Raw genomic sequence first — 21,345 nt, forward strand, 5'->3', positions numbered from 1 at the left:
CCCCTATCGGGGCGCGTCTTCCTCCCCCCTCTTTTCGAGATCGAGGTAAGTCGTGTCTTCGTCCCGGCCGAGTAGACGTGCCGTTCTTGCTGCTTCCGCTGCCGTTGCCGCGGTCTCCGTCGTATCCGTCTCCGGTACGGCGGCCCAGGCGGCGTCAGTTGCCCCCGCCTACCGCTGGCGCACCGCCGTCATCGGCGGCACCGGGTTCGTCACCGGAGTGCTGTTCCACCCGTCCGTCCGCGGTCTCGCCTACGCCCGTACCGACATCGGCGGCGCCTACCGCTGGGACGACCGGGCCGCCCGCTGGACCGCGCTCACCGATCACCTCGGCTGGGACGACTGGAACCTCCTCGGCGTGGAGGCGATCGCCGTCGACCCCGCGCACCCCGACCGCGTCTACCTCTCCCTCGGCACCTACGCCCAGTCGTGGGCCGGAAACGGTGCGGTCCTGCGGTCCGAGGACCGGGGCGCGACCTGGAAGCGCACCGACCTGAGCGTGAAGCTCGGGGCCAACGAGGACGGGCGCGGCACCGGCGAGCGACTGCTCGTCGACCCCCGTGACAGTGACACCCTGTGGCTGGGCACCCGGCACGACGGACTCCTCAAGTCCACCGACCGGGGCGCCACTTGGAGCCCCGCGAGCACCTTCCAGGCCACCCCGAGCGCGAGCGGCCAGGGCGTCACCCTCCTGGTCGCGGCCGGTCGTACCGTCTACGCCGGCTGGGGCGACGGCGACGGAAAGGGCACCGCCGGTACGGCCAACCTGTACCGCACCACCGACGGCACGACCTGGGAAGCCGTGCCCGGGCAGCCCGTCGGCGCCACCTCCGCCAGGGTGCCGATCCGCGCCGCCTACGACAGGCACACCCACGACCTGTACGTGACGTACGGCAACGCGGCAGGGCCCAACGGCCAGTCGGACGGCAGCGTGCACAAGTTGCGTACCACCACCGGGAGTTGGACGGACGTGACCCCGGTCCAGCCGGGCGGGACGACCGCCGACGGCTCCGCCGACACCTTCGCCTACGGTGGAGTCGCCGTCGACGCCTGCCGGCCCGGCGCCCTCGTCGTCTCCACCAACAACCGCTGGGCCGACATCGACACGGTGTTCCGCTCCACGAACGGCGGCCGAACCTGGACGTCCCTCAAGGACAGCGCCGTGTTCGACGTGTCCGAGACGCCCTTCGTCACGTTCGGCGAAGACAAGCCGAAGTTCGGCTGGTGGATCCAGGCGCTCGCCCTCGACCCCTACGACTCCCGCCACCTCGTCTACGGGACCGGCGCGACCCTCTACGGCACCCGCGACCTCAAGCACTGGGCCCCGCAGATCCGCGGCCTGGAGGAGACGTCCGTACGCCAGCTGATCTCGCCCCCGGTCGGCGAGGCGCACCTGCTCAGCGGGCTCGGGGACATCGGCGTGATGTACCACGAGCGGCTCACGGCGTCCCCGTCGCGCGGCATGGCGTCGAACCCCGTGTTCGGGACGGCGACGGGACTCGCCCAGGCCGCCGCCAAACCGTCGTACGTCGTCCGGACCGGGTGGGGCGACAAGGGCAACGGGGCCTTCTCGAACGACGGCGGGCGGAGCTGGGCACCCTTCGCCGCCCAGCCCGGCATCGCCAAGGACGCGCCGGGGCCGATCGCCACCAACGCCGACGGCAGTGTGCTGCTGTGGACCTTCGTGCACTGGGACGGCACGAAGTACCCGGCCCAGCGCTCCACGGACAACGGCGCGACCTGGTCCGAGGTCACCTCCGTCCCGAAGGGCGCCACGCCGGTCGCCGACCCGGCCGACCCGACGCGCTTCTACGCCTACGACACCGACTCGGGAACCCTGTACGCCAGCACGGACAGCGGCCTCACCTTCACGGCCCGGGCGAGCGGACTGCCCTCCGGGGACAGCCAGTTCGAGCTGGTCGCCGCGCCGGGAAGGGTGGGTGACCTGTGGCTGAGCGTCAAGTGGAACGGGCTCCACCGGTCCACCGACGGGGGCGCCACCTTCGCCAAGGTCGCCAGTTGCTGGGCGTCGTACACCCTCGGGTTCGGCCGGGCGGCCCAGGGCGCCGCGTACCCGGCGATCTACCTGGTGGGTTCCACCGACACCATCACCGCCGTCCATCGCTCCGACGACGAGGCGAAGACCTGGACGCGGATCAACGACGACGCCCATCAGTGGGGTTGGACCGGCGAGACGATCACCGGCGACCCGCGCATCTTCGGCCGTGTCTACGTCGCCACCAACGGACGGGGCATCCAGTACGGGGAGCCCGTCTGATGCCGGGGCTCGGCGACGCCACCCGGGGGCGCATCCTCTTCGGCGGTGACTACAACCCCGAACAGTGGCCCGAGGAGACCTGGCACGACGACGTCCGGCTGATGAAGGACGCCGGCGTCAACTCCGTCACGCTCGGCGTCTTCTCCTGGGCGAAACTCGAACCCCGGCCGGGGGCAAGGGAGTTCGGCTGGCTGGACCGGCTGATGGACCTGATGCACGACAACGGCATCGGCGTCGTCCTCGCCACACCCACCGCCTCACCGCCGCCCTGGATGGGCCGGCTGCACCCGGAGACCCTGCCCGTCGCCGAGGACGGCAGGATCGAATGGTGGGGCGGACGCCAGCACTTCGCGCACTCCAGCGCCGTGTACCGCCGCTACGCCGCCGCCATCACCGAGGACCTGGCCGCCCGCTACGCCGGCCACCCGGCCCTCACCATGTGGCACATCAACAACGAGTACTGCACCTACGACTGGGGCGACGAGTCGGCCACCGCCTTCCGCCGCTGGCTCCAGGACCGGTACAGCACGCTGGACGCCCTCAACGAAGCCTGGGGCACGGCCTTCTGGAGCCAGGGGTACGACGACTGGGAAGAGATCCTGCCGCCGCGCCTCCCGCACTACATGCGCAACCCCACCCAAGTCCTCGACTTCAAACGCTTCACCTCCGACGCGCTCCTGGAGTGCTACCTCGCGGAACGGGACATCGTCCGCCGCCACACCCCGCACCTCCCGGTCACCACGAACTTCATGCCGATGTGGGTGGGCCAGGACGGCTGGCGCTGGGTCCAGGAGGAGGACGTCGTCTCCGTCGACCTCTACCCCGACCCGCGCGACCCGTTCGGCGCCCAACAGGGCGCACTCGTCCAGGACATGACCCGCTCGCAGGCGGGCGGCCCGTGGATGCTGATGGAGCAGGCGGCCGGCCCGGTCAACTGGCGTGGCGTGAACCATCCCAAGCCGCGCGGACTCAACCGCCTCTGGTCCCTCCAGGCGGTGGCACGCGGCGCCGACGCCGTCTGCTACTTCCAGTGGCGCCAGTCCAGGCAGGGCGCCGAGAAGTTCCACTCCGGCATGGTCAGCCACGCCGGCGAACACGGCCGCACCTTCCAGGAGGTCAAGCAGCTCGGCGCCGAACTGGCCGCGATCAGCGGCGAGGTGATGGACACTTACACGCCAAGTGACATCGCTGTTCTCCACGACTGGAACGCCTGGTGGGCCGGCGCTCAGGACGGCCGGCTCTCCTCCGAGGTGGACTACCCGCAGGTCGTACGGGCCTGGCACCGCGCCCTGTGGGAGGCGAACCTCGCGACGGACTTCGCCCACCCCGAGCACGACCTGTCGGCCTACCGGCTCGTCGTCGTACCGCAGTTGTACCTGCTCACGGACGCGGCGATCGACAACCTCCTGGCGTACACACGAGGCGGCGGCACCCTCGTCTGCGGTTTCCTGACCGGAGTCGCCGACGAGGACGACCGGGTACGGCCGGGCGGTATGGACGTGCGGCTGCGCGAGCTGCTCGGGCTGGGCACCCTGCACGAGTGGTGGCCGCTGGACGCGGGTGAGACCGCCGAAGTGGACGGATTCCAGGGCCACTTGTGGTCCGAGGAGCTGGAGGCCGACGGCGCCGACGAGATCACCCCGTACAAGGGCGGCGAACTCGACGGGCTGCCGGCGGTGCTGCGCAAGGGGAACGCCTGGTACCTCTCCACGCTCCCCGAGCCCGACGCGCTGCGTGACCTCCTCGCGCGGATCGGCGCCGACGCGGGCGTCCGGCCGGTGCTGGACGGGCTGCCCGCCGGGGTCGAGGCGGTCCGGCGCGGTGACCTGCTCTTCGTGCTCAACCACGGGTCCGATACGGTGACCGCCCAGGTGCCCGGGATCCACCGGGACCTGCTGACCGGCGGCATCGTCATGGACACGGTCACGCTGGACCGGTACGGAGTGGCGGTGCTGAAGCCATGACCGACGGGCCCGTTCACGGAACCTGGGAGCCACGCCCCGCGACCCGCTGGGAGGACGGCTACCTGAGCGGCAACGGCCGCCACGGCGCGCTGGTGTTCGGCGACCCGGAAAGCGACCGGGTCGTCGTCACGCACCACACTCTCGTACGCCCCAATGGCAGCGAGCACGCGCGCCCGCCGCAGCTGGCGGACCGGCTGACCGACCTCCAGGACAGGTTGCTGGCCGGCGACACCACGGCCGCCGAGAGCTTCACCGACGGACGGGAGCTGCAGTGGGTGCAGCCCTTCCACCCGGCCTTCCAGGTCCGGCTGCGCGGCGGCCCACCGGCGGGGGAGGGGCACGACTACCGGCGTTCCGTCGACTTCACCACCGGTGTCACCGACACCCAGTCCCAGGACTGGCACAGCCGCGTCTTCGTGTCCCGCGCGGACGACGTCATCGTCCAGTACGTCACCAGGCGCCCGGCCACCATTGACGGACCTGGCGGTACCGGTGTCCTCGGGGAGGAGGGCCTCACGGGCGGGGCGTCGGGCGTGGATGTTCCCGGCGGCACCGAGCCCGCGGGCGTGGCTGGCGGTCCTGGCCGTACCGGCGTCACCGGGGAAGCGGGGGTTACCGGCGGGACCCGGGGTCCCGGTGTTCCCGGCGACACCAAGGCACCTGGCAGCACCCGTGGCCCCGGCCGCAAAGGCGTCACCGGCGGCAACCGTGGCGCCGGCACCACCGGCGTCACGCGCAGCCCCCGTCTCACCGGCGGAGCCGCTCTCACCCTCGACATCGACCTCGACCACCGCCTCCCCGGCGCCCCCGCAGGGTTGGGCGTCGGCCAGAGTGTGGTGCGGACCCCCGAGGGGGCACTGCTCACGCTCCGGGCCCGCTACCCCGGCAGCGACCGGGCGTACACCGGGGTGACCCTCGTGGTGCCCACGGGCGGGGAGACGACCCTGACCCCGCCCGGCGTCCGTGTCGAGGGCGCGGAGTCCGTGCTGCTGCTGACCCGTGTCGTCCGGCACGTCGGTGAACTGGACACGGCGGACCATGCCCGGGCCCTGCGGGAGCTGCTGCCGGACCCGGACGGCGAGCCGAGGCCGGGGGAGCGGACGTACGAGCGTCTCCTCGCCCGGCACCTCCCGCTCCACCGCACCGCCTACGACCGAGTCACCCTCGACCTCGCCGCCGACGAAGCCGAACGTGCCCTGCCCGGCGCGGAGTTGCTGACCCGGACAAAGAGCCCCGCCCTCCTGGAGCGGCTCTTCGCCGCCGGCCGCTACCACCTGCTGTCGGCCAGCGGAATGCTCCCGCCCCGGCTGGTCGGCCTGTGGACCGGCGACTGGAACACCGCGTGGTCCGGGGCGTTCACCACCAACGCCAACCTCAACCTCCAGACCGCGTCGGCGGCGGCCGGAGCCCTCCCCGAAGTCACCGAGGCCCACGCCTCCCTGATCCATCGTCAGCTCGACGACTGGCGGGAGAACGCCCGTACGATCTTCGGCGCCCGAGGCGTGGCCGCGCCCTCGCACACCGACGGCGAGTCCGGGCTGACGTACCACTTCGACCGGGAGTACCCGCTCCACCTGTGGACGGCCGGCGCCGACTGGCTGCTCAAGCCGCTCGTCGATCACGACGACACCACGGGCGTCCGTGATCCCCGTACGGCCGCCCTGCTCGCCGAAGTCGCCGAGTTCTACGAGGACTTCCTCACTCGTACCGACGCCGACGGACACCTTGTCGTCGTCCCCTCCTACTCACCGGAGAACCGTCCGGCCAACGCGAGCTGGGGGGCTCTCAACGCCGCCATGGACCTCTCGGCGGCCCGGCACGCACTGCTCACCGCCGCCGAACACCACCCCGACGACCCCGAACGGGCGGCCCGCTGGCGGGCGTTGGCAGACCGGCTCCCACCGCACCGCGTCAACGCCGACGGCGCTCTCGCCGAATGGGCGTGGCCCGGCCTCGACGACACCTACGACCACCGGCACCTCAGCCATCTCTACGGTGTCTGGCCCCTCGACGAGATCAACCCGTACGACACCCCGGACCTCGCCGTCGCCGCGTCCCGCGCCCTCCAACTCCGGGGCGCCGAGAACGACTCGGCCCACGGCCACCTGCACCACGCGCTGGTCGCCGCCCGCCTCCGCGACGGCGAACGGGTCACCCACGCCCTCGGCCAGGTGCTCGACGGCGACTTCTTCCACGCCTCCCTGATGAGCGCCCACTACCCGGGGCGGAACGTCTACAACGCGGACGCCGCCCACGCCCTGCCCGCCGTGCTGATCGAGGCGCTCGTCCAGTCGACCCCCGACCGGCTGGTCCTCCTGCCCGCGCTCCCGGCGGCCTGCCCCACCGGCCGGATCCGGGGCGTACGGACGCGGTTCGGCGCGGAGGTGGACCTCGACTGGGAGCCGGGGCGGGGCCGGGCCGTCGTACGCCCCAGCCGCAGTCGCCGTATCGACCTCAGAACTTCCTCCGGCGCACACACGCTCGATCTCGTCGCCGGAGAAGACCGCGTCCTCGACCTGGGACCGCGGTAACCGCAACCGCACCGAGGAACAGCGCGGCAGAACAACAGCACACACCCCCCCACCCCCATCTCCCCCCACCCTTGGAAGGAACCCCCATGGCAACACGCACCCGCATGCTGAGCCGGATCACCAAGGCCATGCTGGCCCCCGCTCTCGCGCTCGGCGTCACCGTCGGGCTCGCCTCCGCCCCCGCCTCGGCCGCCGTCTGGAGCTCCTGCGCCCAGTACGGCAACACGAGCCTGAACGGCTACACCCTCTACAACAACATCTGGGGCTCCGGCGCCGGCGCCCAGTGCATCTGGGCCAACTCCGGCACCAACTGGGGCGTCAACGCCAACCACCCCAACACCGGCGGCATCAAGTCGTACCCCAACTCCAAGAAGGTGATCAACAAGTCGATCACCTCGCTCGGTTCGCTGACCAGCAACTACAACGTCACGGTCCCGTCGTCCGGCGCGTACAACACGTCGTACGACATCTGGGACACCGACTACGACTACGAGATCATGCTCTGGGTCAACAAGACCGGAGCCGTCGGCCCGCTCGGCACCTCGCAGGGCAACGTGACGCTGGGCGGCCACACCTGGACCGTCTACAAGGGCAACAACGGCGCGAACGAGGTCTTCTCGTTCGTCCGTACCTCGAACTCGACGTCCGGCTCGGTCAACATCCTGCCGATCCTCAAGTGGATCAAGGACACCAAGGGCTGGTTCGGCAACGAGACGATCGGTGACGTGCAGTTCGGGTTCGAGATCACCTCGTCCTCCGGCGGCCTGGACTTCGCCGCGAACAGCCTGACGGTCAGCAGCAGCTGACGCTGACCGCCAGGCAGCGGGCCGGGGCCGGCTGTGCCGTTCAGGCGCGGTCGACCTCGGCCCGCAGCGCGTTGTAGTCGGCGAAGGCCGCGTCGACGTCGGCGTTGGTCAGCCCGTACCGGGCCAGGTCGTAGGTGTGGGGGCGGGTGCCCTTGGGGCGGGCGGCGACCGCGGCGAGCCGGGCGGCGTCGTCGTCGGTCCAGCGGGCGCCGACGGCGGCGTAGAGCTTCGGTGCGCCCGCCGCCGGATTGGAGCCGAGCCAGGAGTACGGCACGTCGACCAGGGACTCGCGGGGGACGGCCGCACGGGCGGCGAGGCCCCGGCGCACGGAATCGCTGAGCAGTTCGAGCCAGGTGGCGCCGAGTCCGGGCAGGTCCAGGGGGCGGAGGGTGATCGCCATGCCTGCCTCGATGAGACTGCAGAACGAGGCCACCACGGCGGCCGGATCACGGTGCGTCCACACGATCGTGGCGTCCGGGAAGACCCGGAGCAGTGCGTCCAGGTTGCCGGTGTGCAGCGGGGACTTGAGCACCCAGCGGCGGCGCGGCCGGCCGTACTGGAGCACCTGGTAGATCTGCTTGAGATACGCGTAGTCGGGGACGAAGTCCCGCTCCCGCAGGGCCGCTTGGTACTCGGGGATACGGGCCTGGGACAACGGCATGATCGTGTGCGGAAGGGCGAAGGTGCACTCGTCCGGGCCCTCGGCGGTCATCGGGTGGATGTCACGGTAGCGCGGGGCGAACAGGTTGATGCCGCCGACCATCATGCGCGCGGCGCGGATCGCCTTCCGCCGCTGCTCGGGGGTGCCGTCGAGGTCGGGTGTCAGTAACTCCCACAACCTCGGACATCGGTGCTCCTCCGAGAGGGACAGCACCCCGTGGGTGAGTGTGGTGGCCGTTCGTGGCAGGCCCACCACGAACACCGGTCTGTCGATGGGCTCCTCGGCGATCGCGGGCCGCTCGGCGATCAGCCGCCGGACCCGCGCCCTGTTGGTGAGATGCCTGCGGACGTGCCCCTGCGCGGACATCCAGCCGACCGGGGTGAGGTTCTCGTCGCGGGCCCAGTGGCCCAGCAGGGAACGGAAGTCGGCGACGAAGTCCTCGTCGCCGGGCGCCTGCCCGACGTCGGCGACCAGCCGGTCGAAGGCGTGGCCGGGGGTCCGGCGGGAGCGGTGGGCGGGGCGGAGCAGCAGGTCGGCCAGCTGAAGAGCGAGTGGAGGTGAGGACACGGGTGGGGGGACCCTTCGGCGGGGAGTGGAGTTGGACTGAGGGTGCTTACCCACCCAACTACCTTTTGCTGCCCCGGAGTTCACAGGAAACCCAGGATTAACAGGCGGCCGGCCCCCGCTCGAAGGGCCGGCCGCCGCCGCGTCGGGCGCCGCTACTCCGCCACAGGCAGTCGCGCCCCGTCCCGCAGGAACAGCGGGATGCGGTCCAGGGGCGCGTCGACCGTCACGGCCGCACCGCCCTCGTACGTCTCACCGGTCCACGCGTCCGTCCAGGCCGCCCCCGCCGGAAGGTACGCCGTACGGGTCGTCGCACCCGCCGTCAGCACCGGGGCGACCAGCAGGTCGGGGCCGAAGAGATACGCGTCGTCGACGGACCACGCCGCCGGGTCGCCCGGGAACTCCAGGAACAGCGGGCGCATCACCGGCAGCCCCTCCTCGTGCGCTTCCCGCATGACCCGCAGCACATACGGCTTCAGCCGCTCACGCAGCCGGACGTACCGCTCCAGGATCGGGCCGGCCTTCTCACCGTACGACCACACCTCGTTGGGCCCGCCGGTCATGTCGGGCCCCAGCGGCATCCCCGGGTCCCGGAACCCGTGCAGCCGCATCAGCGGCGAGAAGGCGCCGAACTGGAACCAGCGGACCATCACCTCCTGGTACGCCGGATCGTCCGGGTCGCCGCCGTGGAAGCCGCCGATGTCGGTGTTCCACCAGGGGATGCCGGAGAGGGCGGTGTTGAGACCGGCCGCGATCTGCCGGCGCAGGGTCGGGAAGTCGACCCCGATGTCACCGGACCACAGGGCGGCGCCGTAGCGCTGACTGCCCGCCCACGCCGAGCGGTTGAGGCTGATCACCTCGTCCTCGCCGGACGCGATCAGGCCCTCGTAGAACGTGCGGGAGTTCTCCAGCGGGTACAGGTTGCCGACCTCCAGGCCGGGGCCCGCCCAGTACCGCAGGTTCTCCGGGAAGCCGGGCTTCAGCTCCGGCTCGCAGGCATCCAGCCAGAAGGCCGTGATGCCGTACGGGGCAAGGTAGTTGTCGCGGACCCTCGACCACAGGAAATCCCGCGCCTCGGGGTTCGTGGCGTCGTAGAACGCGACCTGGACGGTGGACGCGACACCCTTGTCGGGCCAGTCGGCGTGCGCCATCGGGCCGTACTGCGTGCCGATGAAGTAGCCGCGCTGCTCCATCAGTTGATGGTTCTCGGAGAGCGGCGAGACCGAAGGCCAGACGGACACGACGAGCTTGACGCCCATCTCCGCCAACTCCCGCACCATGGCGGCCGGGTCGGGCCACTCGGCCGGGTCGAACTTCCAGTCGCCCAGATGCGTCCAGTGGAAGAAGTCGCACACGATGGCCCGCAACGGCAGCCCGCGCCGCTTGTACTCCCGTGCCACGCCGAGGAGTTCGTCCTGGGTGCGGTAGCGCAGCTTGCACTGCCAGAAACCCGCCGCCCACTCCGGCAGCATCGGCGTACGTCCCGTCACCGCGGTGTAGCGCCGCTGGGCGTCGGCAGGCTGCCCGGCCGTGATCCAGTAGTCGATCTGCCGGGCCGAATCCGCCACCCAGCGCGTCCCGTTGCCCGCCAGCTCCACCCGCCCGATCGCCGGGCTGTTCCACAACAGGGTGTACCCGCGGCTGGAGGTGAGCACCGGCACCGACACCTCGGCGTTGCGCTGCACCAGATCCAGCACGACACCCTTCTGGTCGAACCGGCCGTGCTGGTGCTGACCGAGCCCGAACAGCTTCTCGTCCTCATAGGCGGCGAACCGCTGCTCAAGCCGGTGGTAGCCGTTGCCGACGGCCGTGTAGAGACGCGAGCCCGGCCACCAGAAGTGCGCCCGCTCCTCGGCGAGCAGCTCGGCGGCGTCATCGCTGCGCAGGAAACGGATCAGGCCCTCGGCGCTCACCTCGACGGTCAGCGCGCCGACGGTCAACCGCCCCTGCCCGTCCTCGATCTTGACGGTGTACGGCGTCGACTCCGGCTCGTCCAGAAGGGCACCTGGCAGTCCCTCCAGAACCGGCCCGCCGAGCCGGGTGCGGACCCGGACAGCGTCCGGGCCCCAGGGCTCGATCCGTACGGTCTCCTGACGGCCGCTCCACTCCAGCGCACCGTCCCGCTCACGGAACGTACCGACAGTGGGGGAGGACTGCGCGAGGCTGACCGCGCCTGACGGGGGCAGGGTCTCGGCGGGCTGGTTCACGTGGCGTCTCCTGAAGGAAGGAGTGGGGGAGGGGAATCCGGCACGGCTCCGCCGGTCCGGGACAGGCAGGACTCACCAACGCCCGCCGGAGGTCGGGGCGTTGGGCATCACACGTGGAGGTTCTGAGTCTGGGTCTGGGTCGGAGTCGGTGATGGTGGTCGGATCGGTTGATGGTCGGTTCCGGAGGCAACCGGTCCGGAGGAGGCACCGGTCCGGAGGAGGCACCGGTTCGGAGGAGGCAACCGGTCCGGCAGGCGACCGGCCCGGGAAACGACCGGTTCAGGAAGTGGCGGGGGCCGGCCCCGTACTGGCCCGCACCGTCAACTCGGGCGCGATCAGCGCGACTTCGTCGCTCCCGTGCCCTTCCAGCTTGGCGATCAGCAGTTCCACCGCGCGGCGCCCCATCTCCTGGGCGGGAATGGCGACGGACGTCAGCCGCACCGAGGCCTGGGTGGCGACCTGGTCCGGGCAGACGGCGATGACCGACACGTCCTCCGGCACCGCCCGCCCCTGCTGGCGCAGCAGCGCGAGCAGCGGTTCGACCGCCGACTCGTTCTGCACGACGAAGCCGGTGGTGCCCGGCCGTTCGTCGAAGATCCGGGCGAGCGTCACCGTCATCGCGTCGTACCCGCCCTCGCACGGCCGGTGCAGCACCCGCATGCCCAACTCCCGCGCCCGGAACCGCAGTCCGTCGAGCGTGCGCTCGGCGAAACCGGTGTGCCGTTCGTAGACCGCGGGCGCCTCGCCGATGACAGCGATGTCGCGGTGCCCGAGCTGCGCGAGGTGCTCGGCGCACAGTGCGCCCGTGGCCCCGAAGTCGAGGTCGACGCAGGTCAGGCCCTCGGTGGCGGCCGGCAGCCCGATGAGCACGGACGGCTGGTCCGTCCCGCGCAGCAACGGCAGCCGCTCGTCGTCGAGTTCGACGTCCATCAGGATCATCGCGTCGGCGAGCCCGCTGCCGGTCACGCGGCGCACGGCGTCGGGGCCCTCCTCGCCGGTGAGCAGCAGCACGTCGTACCCGTGGGTGCGGGCGCTGGTCGCCACCGCGATGGCGATCTCCATCATCACCGGCACGTACATGTCCGTACGCAACGGGACCATCAGGGCGATGATGTTGGAACGGCTGCTCGCCAGCGCCCGGGCGCCCGCGTTCGGGTGGTAGCCGAGCTGTTGGATGCTCTGCTCCACCCGCTGCCGGGTGCCCATGGAGATGGACCGCTTGCCGCTGAGGACATAGCTCACCGTGCTCGCCGAGACTCCGGCGTGCTGGGCGACCTCGGCGAGGGTGACCATCCAGCTCTCCAAGCATTGTGTGAAGCGCTTCGACAGTGCGCGTGACGGATATCGGCAACAGATAACAGCGAGTGAGGGGTGGAACGACAGTAACGCCACCACGGGTGGGTGTCCATATGTTGTCGAAGCGCTTCGACTCCGATTTGCGGAGCTTTTTCGGCCAGGAGGGCCACTTTCGCACCCGTCGGCGGCCACTGGGGAGTGCCTGCGCGAAACGACGTCCCCAGTACTACGCGGGCGTCAGCCCGTGGAACCAGACGGAACAGGGCGAAGGCCGTCGGCTCCCGGCGCGGACTACGGCCGCGCGAGGACTGGTGAGGTCGCCCGGAATCGGGTACCAACGATCGAGTAGCACCGATCAGTAACGTACGGTCCTCAAGATCCCGATTCGCGGCGAGGTGTGCCTCATGTCCGCAAGCCCAGTCAAACCCACCGCCGACCCCACGCCCGACCCCACAGCCGAACCCACGGCAAAACCCACCGTCACCGAGCGGGAGGCCCGTCAGGTGGCGGAGGCCGCCCGGGAGCAGGGGTGGCAGAAGCCCAGCTTCGCCAAGGAGCTGTTCCTGGGCCGCTTCCGGCTCGACCTCATCCACCCGCACCCGCTCCCGGCCGCCGAGGACGCGCGGCGCGGCGAGGAGTTCCTCGCCCGGCTGCGCGACTTCTGCGAGACGAAGATCGACGCGGCCCGTATCGAGCGCGAGGCCCGGATCCCGGACGAGGTGATCAACGGGCTCAAGGAGCTCGGCGCCCTCGGGATGAAGATCGACACCAAGTACGGCGGCCTCGGCCTCACCCAGGTGTACTACAACAAGGCGCTCGCCCTGGTCGGCTCCGCGAACCCGGCGCTCGGCGCGCTGCTCTCCGCCCATCAGTCGATCGGCGTACCGCAGCCGCTGAAACTCTTCGGCACCCAGGAACAGAAGGACGAGTTCCTGCCGCGCTGCGCCCGCACCGACATCTCCGCGTTCCTGCTGACGGAACCGGACGTCGGCTCCGACCCGGCACGGCTCGCCACCAGCGCGGTCCCGGACGGCGATGACTACGTCCTGGACGGGGTGAAGCTCTGGACGACCAACGGAGTCGTCGCCGACCTCCTCGTCGTCATGGCCCGGGTGCCGAAGTCCGAGGGCCACAAGGGCGGCATCACCGCGTTCGTCGTCGAGACCGCCTCCGAGGGCGTCACCGTCGAGCACCGCAACGCCTTCATGGGCCTGCGCGGCCTGGAGAACGGCGTCACCCGCCTCCACCAGGTGCGTGTCCCGGCCGCCAACCGGATCGGCCCCGAGGGCGCGGGCCTCAAGATCGCCCTGACGACCCTGAACACGGGCCGGCTGTCGCTGCCCGCGATGTGCGTGGGCGCCGGGAAGTGGTGCCTGAAGATCGCCCGCGAGTGGTCGGGCGTACGGGAGCAGTGGGGCAGGCCGGTCGCGCTGCATGAGGCGGTCGGCGCGAAGATCAGCTTCATCGCGGCCACCACCTTCGCTCTCGAAGCCGTCCTCGACCTCTCCTCCCAGATGGCCGACGAGAACCGCAACGACATCCGCATCGAGGCCGCCCTCGCCAAGCTGTACGGCTCGGAGATGGCCTGGCTGATGGCCGACGAACTCGTCCAGATCCGCGGCGGACGCGGCTTCGAGACCGCCGAGTCGCTCGCCGCGCGCGGGGAACGGGCGGTCCCCGCCGAGCAGATACTGCGCGACCTCCGCATCAACCGCATCTTCGAGGGCTCGACGGAGATCATGCACCTGCTGATCGCCCGCGAGGCGGTCGACGCCCACCTGACGGTCGCGGGCGACCTCATCGACCCCGAGAAGTCGCTGCCGGACAAGGCGAGGGCGGGCGCGAACGCCGGTGTCTTCTACGCCAAGTGGCTGCCGAAGCTCGTCGCGGGCGCGGGTCAACTCCCGAACTCCTACGGCGAGTTCAAGCACGAGGTCGACCTGTCCCCGCACCTGCGGTACGTCGAGCGCGGCGCCCGCAAGCTGGCCCGCTCCACCTTCTACGCCATGTCCCGCTGGCAGGGCCGGATGGAGACCAAGCAGGGTTTCCTCGGCCGGATCGTCGACATCGGGGCCGAACTGTTCGCGATGAGCGCGGCCTGTGTACGCGCCGAACTCCTGCGCGCCCAGGGCCAGAACGGCCACGAGGCCTACCAACTGGCCGACGCCTTCTGCCGCCAGGCCCGGATCCGCGTAGAGGAACTCTTCGGCCGCCTGTGGACCAACACCGACGGTATCGACCGCGCGGTGGTCAGGGGCGTCCTCGCCGGCACGTACACCTGGCTGGAGGAGGGCGTCGTGGACCTCTCCGGAGACGGCCCCTGGATCGCGGACGCCACACCCGGCCCCACGACACGGGAGAACGTCCACCGGCCCATCCGCTGACGTGTCCCCCGCGCCCCCGAAAGGGGCGCGGGGCTGTGCCGAACTGCGGCTTCGCCACGTGGGCGCGACAAGCCCCCACTACCCGCGGACGAAGAACCGCCCATCCAGCGGAGCTAACACCACTTGTCGCTCGGGTCGCTGGTCGTCCACTTGCAGTCGTCGACCTTCGACCCGTTCGCTCTCGTCAGGATCGCCGTGTCGCTGGTGTTGTTCCAGACGTACCAGGAACGCTTCTGGAACTTGGTCGCCGCGGTGTCCGTGCCCTTGCCGGTGCGGATCTTCATGGTCTTGCCCGCGCCGATCTTCAGATTGGCGAAGGTGTACTTGTGATTGGCGACGTCCTTCAGGATCCAGCCCCTGAGCGATATGGACGCCGAACTGGTGTTCTTGATCTCCACCCACTCCCCGTTGAGGGAGGCGTTGGAACCGGTGTCCGAGCCCGGACTGTCGAACCACACGTGCCGGATGACCACACCGCCGGCCGCCTCGGCCGGAGTGCTGAGAAACGCGCCGGTCAGGGCCACGGCGCCCGCGAGCGCGGGCAGGGCAGTACGTCGGATGCGCATCGAGATCCCCCCAGGATTTCGTCCACGACTGACCGGTCGTCCACCGGTCAGGGAAGAAGTGTTATCACATGATCTGTATGTGGGTTTCACTTATGGACACTCACCCGAGGGACGCCCTGTCCTCACTGTCGGTGGCAGCGGCCACAATGGAGAGATGACCGACAGTCCAGCCCCACTCGCTGACCCGCACGTCGTCTTCGACCCCGTCGCCGAAGGCGGTCCGCGGGACGTGGTGATCCTCGGTTCCACCGGATCGATCGGCACCCAGGCCATCGACCTCGTGCTGCGCAACCCGGACCGCTTCCGGGTCACCGGGCTCTCCGCCGCCGGCGGTCGGGTGGAGCTCCTCGCCGAGCAGGCCCACCGGCTGCGCGTACGCACGGTCGCGGTGGCCCGCGAGGACGCCGTACCGGCCCTGCGCGAGGCGCTGAGCGCCAGATACGGCGCCGGGGAGCCGCTCCCCGAGCTCCTCGCCGGACCGGAGGCGGCCACCCACCTCGCCGCAGGCGCCTGCCACACCGTGCTGAACGGCATCACCGGCTCCATCGGCCTCGCCCCCACCCTGGCCGCGCTGAAGGCGGGCCGCACCCTCGCGCTCGCCAACAAGGAGTCGCTCATCGTCGGCGGCCCGCTGGTCAAGGCGCTCGCCCGACCGGGCCAGATCATCCCGGTCGACTCCGAGCACGCGGCCCTGTTCCAGGCCCTGGCGGCCGGCACCCGCTCCGATGTGCGCAAGCTCGTGGTGACGGCGTCCGGCGGCCCCTTCCGCGGCCGTACGAAGGCACAGCTGGCCGATGTGACGGTCGAGGACGCGCTGGCGCACCCCACCTGGGCGATGGGCCCGGTGATCACGATCAACTCCGCGACGCTCGTGAACAAGGGCCTGGAGGTGATCGAGGCACACCTCCTTTACGACATTCCCTTCGACCGCATTGAGGTGGTCGTGCACCCGCAGTCGTATGTCCACTCGATGGTTGAGTTCACGGACGGATCGACACTGGCCCAGGCCACGCCCCCCGACATGCGGGGCCCCATCGCGATCGGCCTCGGCTGGCCGGAGCGCGTACCGGACGCGGCGCCCGCGTTCGACTGGAGCAAGGCTTCGACGTGGGAGTTCTTCCCGCTCGACACCGACGCCTTCCCCTCGGTCGGCCTCGCCCGGCATGTGGGGCAGCTCGCGGGCACGGCCCCCGCGGTGTTCAATGCGGCCAACGAGGAGTGCGTGGAGGCGTTCCGCAGCGGCGGGCTACCGTTCAACGGAATCATGGAGACCGTGACCCGGGTGGTCGAGGAGCACGGCACCCCTCGTACGGGAACTTCCCTGACCGTCGCGGACGTCCTTGAAGCGGAGTCCTGGGCGCGGTCGAGGGCCCGCGAACTGACACAACAGACGAAGACACAGCAAGCGGCGGAGGCCCGTGCATGACGGCACTGATGATGATCCTCGGCATAGTCGTCTTCGTGATCGGCCTACTGGTGTCGATCGCCTGGCACGAGCTGGGGCACCTCTCCACGGCGAAGCTCTTCGGCATCCGCGTACCCCAGTACATGGTCGGCTTCGGCCCGACGATCTGGTCGCGCAAGAAGGGTGAGACCGAGTACGGCTTCAAGGCGATCCCGTTCGGCGGCTACATCCGCATGATCGGAATGTTCCCGCCGGGCCCGGACGGCCGCATAGAGGCCCGCTCGACCTCCCCCTGGCGCGGAATGATCGAGGACGCCCGCGCGCAGTCCTTCGAGGAGATACTGCCGGGCGACGAGAAGCGCCTGTTCTACACGCGCAAGCCGTGGAAGCGCGTCATCGTGATGTTCGCGGGCCCGTTCATGAACCTGATCCTCGCGGTGGCCCTGTTCCTGACGGTCCTGATGGGCTTCGGGGTCTCGCAGCAGACCACCACTGTCGCCTCCGTCTCCCAGTGCGTCATCGCGCAGAGCGAGGGCCGCGACAAGTGCCTCAAGACCGACGCGGCCTCCCCGGCCGCGGCGGCCGGCCTCAAGGCGGGCGACAAGATCCTCTCCTTCGGCGGGGTCCAGGTCGACGCCTGGAACAAGCTCTCGGACGAGATCCGCGCCAACCCCGGCAAGGACGTGGCCATCGTCGTCGACCGCAAGGGCGAGCAGGTCACCCTGCACGCGAAGATCGCCTCGAACCAGGTGGCGAAGAAGGACTCCAGCGGGCAGATCGTCCAGGGCCAGTACGTCACGGCCGGCTTCCTCGGCTTCGGCGCGGCCACCGGCATCGTCCGCCAGGACTTCGGCGACTCGGTGACCTGGATGGGCGACCGGATGGGTGAGGCCGTCGACTCCATCGCGAGCCTGCCCGGCAAGATCCCCGCCCTGTGGAACGCGGCCTTCGACGGCGGCGAACGCGCGCCGGACTCCCCGATGGGCGTCGTCGGCGCGGCCCGCGTGGGCGGTGAGATCTTCACCCTGGACATCCCGCCCACGCAGCAGCTGGCGATGGCGTTGATGCTGGTGGCGGGCTTCAACCTGTCCCTGTTCCTCTTCAACATGCTCCCGCTGCTGCCGCTCGACGGCGGCCATGTCGCGGGCGCCGTGTGGGAGTCGCTGCGACGCAACACGGCGAAGGTGCTCAAGCGCCCGGACCCGGGTCCGTTCGACGTGGCGAAGCTGATGCCGGTCGCCTATGTGGTGGCGGGACTCTTCATCTGCTTCACGCTCCTGGTCCTGGTGGCGGACGTGGTTAACCCGGTGCGCATCTCCTAGCCATACGGGGTTCGCGGCGGCGTCAGTGACGGCCGGGCACAGTGGGGACAACCCCCTGTGCCCGGCCGTTCCCCAATGAGTGGGTTTAGGTGCGGGAGGTGCTCGGGCCTGGGCGCGTGCCGTAATCTCGAAGCCTGGAGCCCGCTGTTCACGGGACCGGACCTTGAACCACAACTTGGGGTTGCACAGCAGATGACTGCGATTTCTCTCGGCATGCCGACCGTTCCGACCAAGCTCGCCGAACGCCGGAAGAGCCGACAGATCCAGGTCGGTTCGGTGGCCGTGGGCGGAGACGCGCCGGTGTCGGTGCAGTCGATGACGACGACACGTACGTCGGACATCGGGGCCACACTCCAGCAGATCGCCGAGCTGACGGCGTCCGGCTGCCAGATCGTGCGGGTGGCGTGCCCCACGCAGGACGACGCGGACGCGCTGGCGACCATCGCGCGCAAGTCGCAGATCCCCGTGATCGCCGACATCCACTTCCAGCCGAAGTACGTCTTCGCCGCGATCGAGGCCGGCTGCGCGGCGGTCCGGGTGAACCCCGGCAACATCAAGCAGTTCGACGACCAGGTCAAGGAGATCGCGCGCGCCGCCAAGGACCACGGCACGCCGATCCGCATCGGCGTGAACGCCGGTTCGCTGGACCGCCGGCTCATCCAGAAGTACGGCAAGGCGACGCCTGAGGCGCTCGTCGAGTCGGCGCTGTGGGAGGCGTCTCTCTTCGAGGAGCACGGCTTCCGGGACATCAAGATCTCTGTCAAGCACAACGACCCGGTGATCATGGTCAACGCCTACCGCCAGCTGGCGGCGGCCTGCGACTACCCGCTCCACCTCGGCGTCACCGAGGCCGGTCCCGCCTTCCAGGGCACCATCAAGTCGGCCGTCGCCTTCGGCGCGCTGCTCAGCGAGGGCATCGGCGACACGATCCGCGTCTCGCTGTCGGCTCCGCCGGTCGAGGAGATCAAGGTCGGCAACCAGATCCTGGAGTCCCTCAACCTCCGCCAGCGCGGCCTGGAGATCGTCTCGTGCCCGTCGTGCGGGCGTGCCCAGGTCGACGTCTACAAGCTGGCCGAAGAGGTCACCGCCGGCCTGGAGGGCATGGAGGTTCCGCTGCGCGTCGCGGTCATGGGCTGCGTGGTGAACGGCCCCGGCGAGGCCCGCGAGGCCGACCTCGGCGTCGCCTCCGGCAACGGCAAGGGCCAGATCTTCGTGAAGGGCGAGGTCATCAAGACCGTCCCCGAGTCGAAGATCGTGGAGACCCTGATCGAGGAGGCGCTGAAAATCGCCGAACAGATGGAGCAGGACGGCATCGCTTCCGGCGAGCCCTCGGTGTCGGTCGCGGGCTGACTCGCCCCCGCCGCCCCTACCCGTCCCATCCCTGGGGGCTGCGCCCCCAGACCCCCGCTTCCGCGCTGAACGCGCTCGTCCTCAAACGCCGGACGGGCTGAAAATGCCGGGCCGCGCCCCAACAGTGCCGGGCCGCGCCCCAACAGTGCCGGGCCGCGCCCCAACAGTGCCGAGCCGGGCCCCAATGGTGCCGGGCCGCGCCCCAACAGGGTCGGCCGGTCACTCTGAGCGCCGGCCGCACACCTCCAGCCCGTCCGGCGTTTGAGGACGAGGCCCCTTCAGGGCCGAAGCGGGGGTCTGGGGGCGGCAGCCCCCAGGGACGGCCACCCAGGTCAACGCTCACCGACAAGCGAGCGGCACCCACAGGACGACGCCGCCCAGCTTCCGCAGGTACAGTGCGGGGATCAGCAGACCGCATTGGTGAGGCCCCGTACGTGTTGACGCAGACCACCTCCCGGGTGCTCGACCCGGGCGACCTGGACGCCGCGCTCGCCGTCCTCGGCCGCGAGCCGGTCGCCAACGCCTTCGTGACGTCCCGGGTCCAGGTGGCCGGCCTCGACCCCTGGCGCCTCGGCGGCGAGATGTGGGGCTGGTACGAGGACGGCATGCTCACCAGCCTCTGCTACGCGGGCGCCAACCTCGTCCCGATCTGCGCCACCCCCCGCGCGGTACGCGCCTTCGCCGACCGGGCCAGACGAGCGGGCCGCCGCTGCTCCTCCATCGTCGGCCCCGCCGAGGCCACCACCCAGCTGTGGCGGCTGCTCGAACCGAGCTGGGGCCCCGCCCGCGAGGTCCGCCGCCACCAGCCCCTCATGGTCACCGACCGGCTGCCCGACCCCTCTCTCGTCGCCCCGGATCCGTACGTCCGCCGCGTCCGCAAGGACGAGATGGAGACGATCATGCCGGCGTGCGTGGCGATGTTCACCGAGGAGGTCGGCATCTCGCCACTCGCCGGTGACGGCGGCCTCCTCTACCAGGCCCGGGTCGCCGAACTGGTCGGCTCCGGCCGTTCCTTCGCCCGTCTCGACGAGCACGGCAGGGTCGCCTTCAAGGCCGAGATCGGCGCCGCGACCTCGCAGGCCTGCCAGATCCAGGGCGTGTGGGTGGCCCCCGAATACCGGGGCCACGGACTCGCCGCCCCCGGCATGGCGGCCGTACTGCGCTACGCCCTCGCGGACGTGGCCCCCGTGGTCAGCCTGTATGTGAACGACTTCAACACCCCGGCCCGCCGGACCTATCTGCGGGTGGGCTTCCAGGAGGTCGGAGCGTTCATGAGCGTCCTGTTCTGATACGACCGCCGTCGTCCTGGCGATCCCTGGCGATCCCGGGGGACGCGGCTCGGCCACATCCGCCCCGCTCCCGCCGAACGGCCCCCGCACCCCCTGTAGTCTCCCGACATGCCGCGCTTCCCCGGTCAGGGCCACCGTCACTCCCGCCCCCACGACGTGGTCGTAGGCTCCCTCGACCTGGCCGCCCGGGTCGACGAGGCGCTCGCCGTCCAGGCCGTGGCGTTCGGACTCGGCGCCGACGAGGTCGCCGTACGCAGGCAGATCGTCCTGCGGCATCTGAGCTACCCGGGCGCCCGCGCGCTCGGCGCGACCACTCCCGAGGGACGGCTCGCAGGATTCGTGTACGGCATGCCGAACGACCGTACGCACTGGTGGTCCACCGTCGTCGAGCCGTATCTGCGCAGGCAGGGCCACGACGCCTGGCTCGACGACTCCTTCGTGATCACCGAACTGCACGTCCACCCGACCTTCCAGAACATCGGCGTCGGCCGCGCCCTCATCACCGCCATCACCGACGGCGCCGCCGAACCCCGATCGATCCTCTCCGCGATCGACACCGACAGCCCGGCCCGCGGCCTCTACCACTCCCTCGGGTACGAGGACCTGGCCCGCCAGGTCCTCTTCCCCAGCGCCCCGAAGCCGTACGCGGTGATGGGCGCCCCGCTCCCGCTGCGCCGCCGCTAGGCCGGGCCCCCTCGGGCGCACCGATTTCCACCGCCCCGCAC

Annotated in this window: 14 protein-coding genes; 10 read left to right on the top strand and 4 right to left on the bottom strand. The window is 70.6% G+C overall.

Features of this window, described 5'->3' with window-relative positions; genetic code table 11:
- Window positions 1–52: 52 nt before the first annotated feature.
- From OG241_RS40435 to OG241_RS40450, 4 genes are all read left to right on the top strand, one after another.
- Entirely contained in the window at window positions 53–2,275 is a 2,223-nt protein-coding gene (locus tag OG241_RS40435) for a WD40/YVTN/BNR-like repeat-containing protein (protein ID WP_405822752.1), read from the top strand.
- The gene (locus tag OG241_RS40440; protein WP_405822754.1) at window positions 2,275–4,239 is read left to right on the top strand and encodes a beta-galactosidase; all 1,965 of its coding nucleotides are present in this window, start codon (window positions 2,275–2,277) and stop codon (window positions 4,237–4,239) included. Before OG241_RS40435 ends, OG241_RS40440 begins: the two co-directional genes overlap by 1 nt.
- On the top strand, window positions 4,236–6,770 hold the full coding sequence (locus OG241_RS40445) for a glycosyl hydrolase family 95 catalytic domain-containing protein (protein WP_405822756.1): 2,535 nt from the start codon (window positions 4,236–4,238) through the stop codon (window positions 6,768–6,770). Before OG241_RS40440 ends, OG241_RS40445 begins: the two co-directional genes overlap by 4 nt.
- A gap of 86 nt (window positions 6,771–6,856) precedes the next feature.
- Window positions 6,857–7,576, top strand: a complete 720-nt coding sequence (locus OG241_RS40450) for a glycoside hydrolase family 12 protein (protein WP_405822758.1) — start codon at window positions 6,857–6,859, stop codon at window positions 7,574–7,576.
- Between the two features lie 40 nt (window positions 7,577–7,616).
- Here the strand turns inward: OG241_RS40450 and OG241_RS40455 are convergent, their stop codons facing one another.
- The 3 genes from OG241_RS40455 to OG241_RS40465 form a co-directional block, all read right to left on the bottom strand.
- On the bottom strand, window positions 7,617–8,804 hold the full coding sequence (locus tag OG241_RS40455; protein WP_405822760.1) for a sulfotransferase family protein: 1,188 nt from the start codon (window positions 8,802–8,804) through the stop codon (window positions 7,617–7,619).
- A gap of 152 nt (window positions 8,805–8,956) precedes the next feature.
- Window positions 8,957–11,008, bottom strand: a complete 2,052-nt coding sequence (locus tag OG241_RS40460) for a TIM-barrel domain-containing protein (RefSeq protein WP_405822761.1) — start codon at window positions 11,006–11,008, stop codon at window positions 8,957–8,959.
- A 279-nt stretch (window positions 11,009–11,287) separates the two neighbouring features.
- The gene (locus OG241_RS40465; RefSeq protein ID WP_405822763.1) at window positions 11,288–12,301 is read right to left on the bottom strand and encodes a LacI family DNA-binding transcriptional regulator; all 1,014 of its coding nucleotides are present in this window, start codon (window positions 12,299–12,301) and stop codon (window positions 11,288–11,290) included.
- A 407-nt stretch (window positions 12,302–12,708) separates the two neighbouring features.
- On the opposite strand from OG241_RS40465, the gene OG241_RS40470 reads away from it, so the two are divergent.
- Entirely contained in the window at window positions 12,709–14,688 is a 1,980-nt protein-coding gene (locus OG241_RS40470) for an acyl-CoA dehydrogenase family protein (protein ID WP_405822765.1), read from the top strand.
- Window positions 14,689–14,801: 113 nt separating this feature from the next.
- Here the strand turns inward: OG241_RS40470 and OG241_RS40475 are convergent, their stop codons facing one another.
- Window positions 14,802–15,254, bottom strand: a complete 453-nt coding sequence (locus OG241_RS40475) for a lamin tail domain-containing protein (RefSeq protein WP_405822766.1) — start codon at window positions 15,252–15,254, stop codon at window positions 14,802–14,804.
- Between the two features lie 154 nt (window positions 15,255–15,408).
- Between OG241_RS40475 and dxr the strand changes: the two genes are divergently transcribed.
- The 5 genes from dxr (at window position 15,409) to OG241_RS40500 (ending at window position 21,304) form a co-directional block, all read left to right on the top strand.
- Window positions 15,409–16,680 (top strand): 1-deoxy-D-xylulose-5-phosphate reductoisomerase, encoded by a 1,272-nt coding sequence (dxr, locus tag OG241_RS40480; RefSeq protein ID WP_405822768.1) that lies wholly within the window; start codon window positions 15,409–15,411, stop codon window positions 16,678–16,680.
- An 8-nt stretch (window positions 16,681–16,688) separates the two neighbouring features.
- Window positions 16,689–17,981 (top strand): M50 family metallopeptidase, encoded by a 1,293-nt coding sequence (locus OG241_RS40485; protein WP_405826702.1) that lies wholly within the window; start codon window positions 16,689–16,691, stop codon window positions 17,979–17,981.
- A 192-nt stretch (window positions 17,982–18,173) separates the two neighbouring features.
- Window positions 18,174–19,331, top strand: coding sequence for a flavodoxin-dependent (E)-4-hydroxy-3-methylbut-2-enyl-diphosphate synthase (gene ispG / locus OG241_RS40490; RefSeq protein WP_405822769.1), 1,158 nt, complete (start codon window positions 18,174–18,176; stop codon window positions 19,329–19,331).
- Window positions 19,332–19,765: 434 nt separating this feature from the next.
- Window positions 19,766–20,620: a GNAT family N-acetyltransferase gene (locus OG241_RS40495; RefSeq protein WP_405822771.1), complete on the top strand. Its 855-nt coding sequence runs from the start codon at window positions 19,766–19,768 to the stop codon at window positions 20,618–20,620.
- A gap of 108 nt (window positions 20,621–20,728) precedes the next feature.
- The gene (locus tag OG241_RS40500; protein ID WP_405822772.1) at window positions 20,729–21,304 is read left to right on the top strand and encodes a GNAT family N-acetyltransferase; all 576 of its coding nucleotides are present in this window, start codon (window positions 20,729–20,731) and stop codon (window positions 21,302–21,304) included.
- The last annotated feature ends 41 nt before the right edge of the window (window positions 21,305–21,345 follow it).

Source organism: Streptomyces sp. NBC_01390 (genome assembly GCF_045040105.1).
In the GTDB taxonomy this organism is placed as follows: domain Bacteria; phylum Actinomycetota; class Actinomycetes; order Streptomycetales; family Streptomycetaceae; genus Streptomyces.

What these genes read in the sequence shown, in the direction of transcription:
- OG241_RS40440 (WP_405822754.1), top strand. Translation starts at nt 2,275, where the DNA reads ATGCCGGGGCTCGGCGACGCCACCCGGGGGCGCATCCTCTTCGGCGGT.
- OG241_RS40445 (WP_405822756.1), top strand. Translation starts at nt 4,236, where the DNA reads ATGACCGACGGGCCCGTTCACGGAACCTGGGAGCCACGCCCCGCGACC.
- OG241_RS40450 (WP_405822758.1), top strand. Translation starts at nt 6,857, where the DNA reads ATGGCAACACGCACCCGCATGCTGAGCCGGATCACCAAGGCCATGCTG.
- OG241_RS40465 (WP_405822763.1), bottom strand. Translation starts at nt 12,301, where the DNA reads ATGGTCACCCTCGCCGAGGTCGCCCAGCACGCCGGAGTCTCGGCGAGC.
- OG241_RS40470 (WP_405822765.1), top strand. Translation starts at nt 12,709, where the DNA reads ATGTCCGCAAGCCCAGTCAAACCCACCGCCGACCCCACGCCCGACCCC.
- OG241_RS40475 (WP_405822766.1), bottom strand. Translation starts at nt 15,254, where the DNA reads ATGCGCATCCGACGTACTGCCCTGCCCGCGCTCGCGGGCGCCGTGGCC.
- dxr (WP_405822768.1), top strand. Translation starts at nt 15,409, where the DNA reads ATGACCGACAGTCCAGCCCCACTCGCTGACCCGCACGTCGTCTTCGAC.
- OG241_RS40485 (WP_405826702.1), top strand. Translation starts at nt 16,689, where the DNA reads ATGATGATCCTCGGCATAGTCGTCTTCGTGATCGGCCTACTGGTGTCG.
- ispG (WP_405822769.1), top strand. Translation starts at nt 18,174, where the DNA reads ATGACTGCGATTTCTCTCGGCATGCCGACCGTTCCGACCAAGCTCGCC.
- OG241_RS40500 (WP_405822772.1), top strand. Translation starts at nt 20,729, where the DNA reads ATGCCGCGCTTCCCCGGTCAGGGCCACCGTCACTCCCGCCCCCACGAC.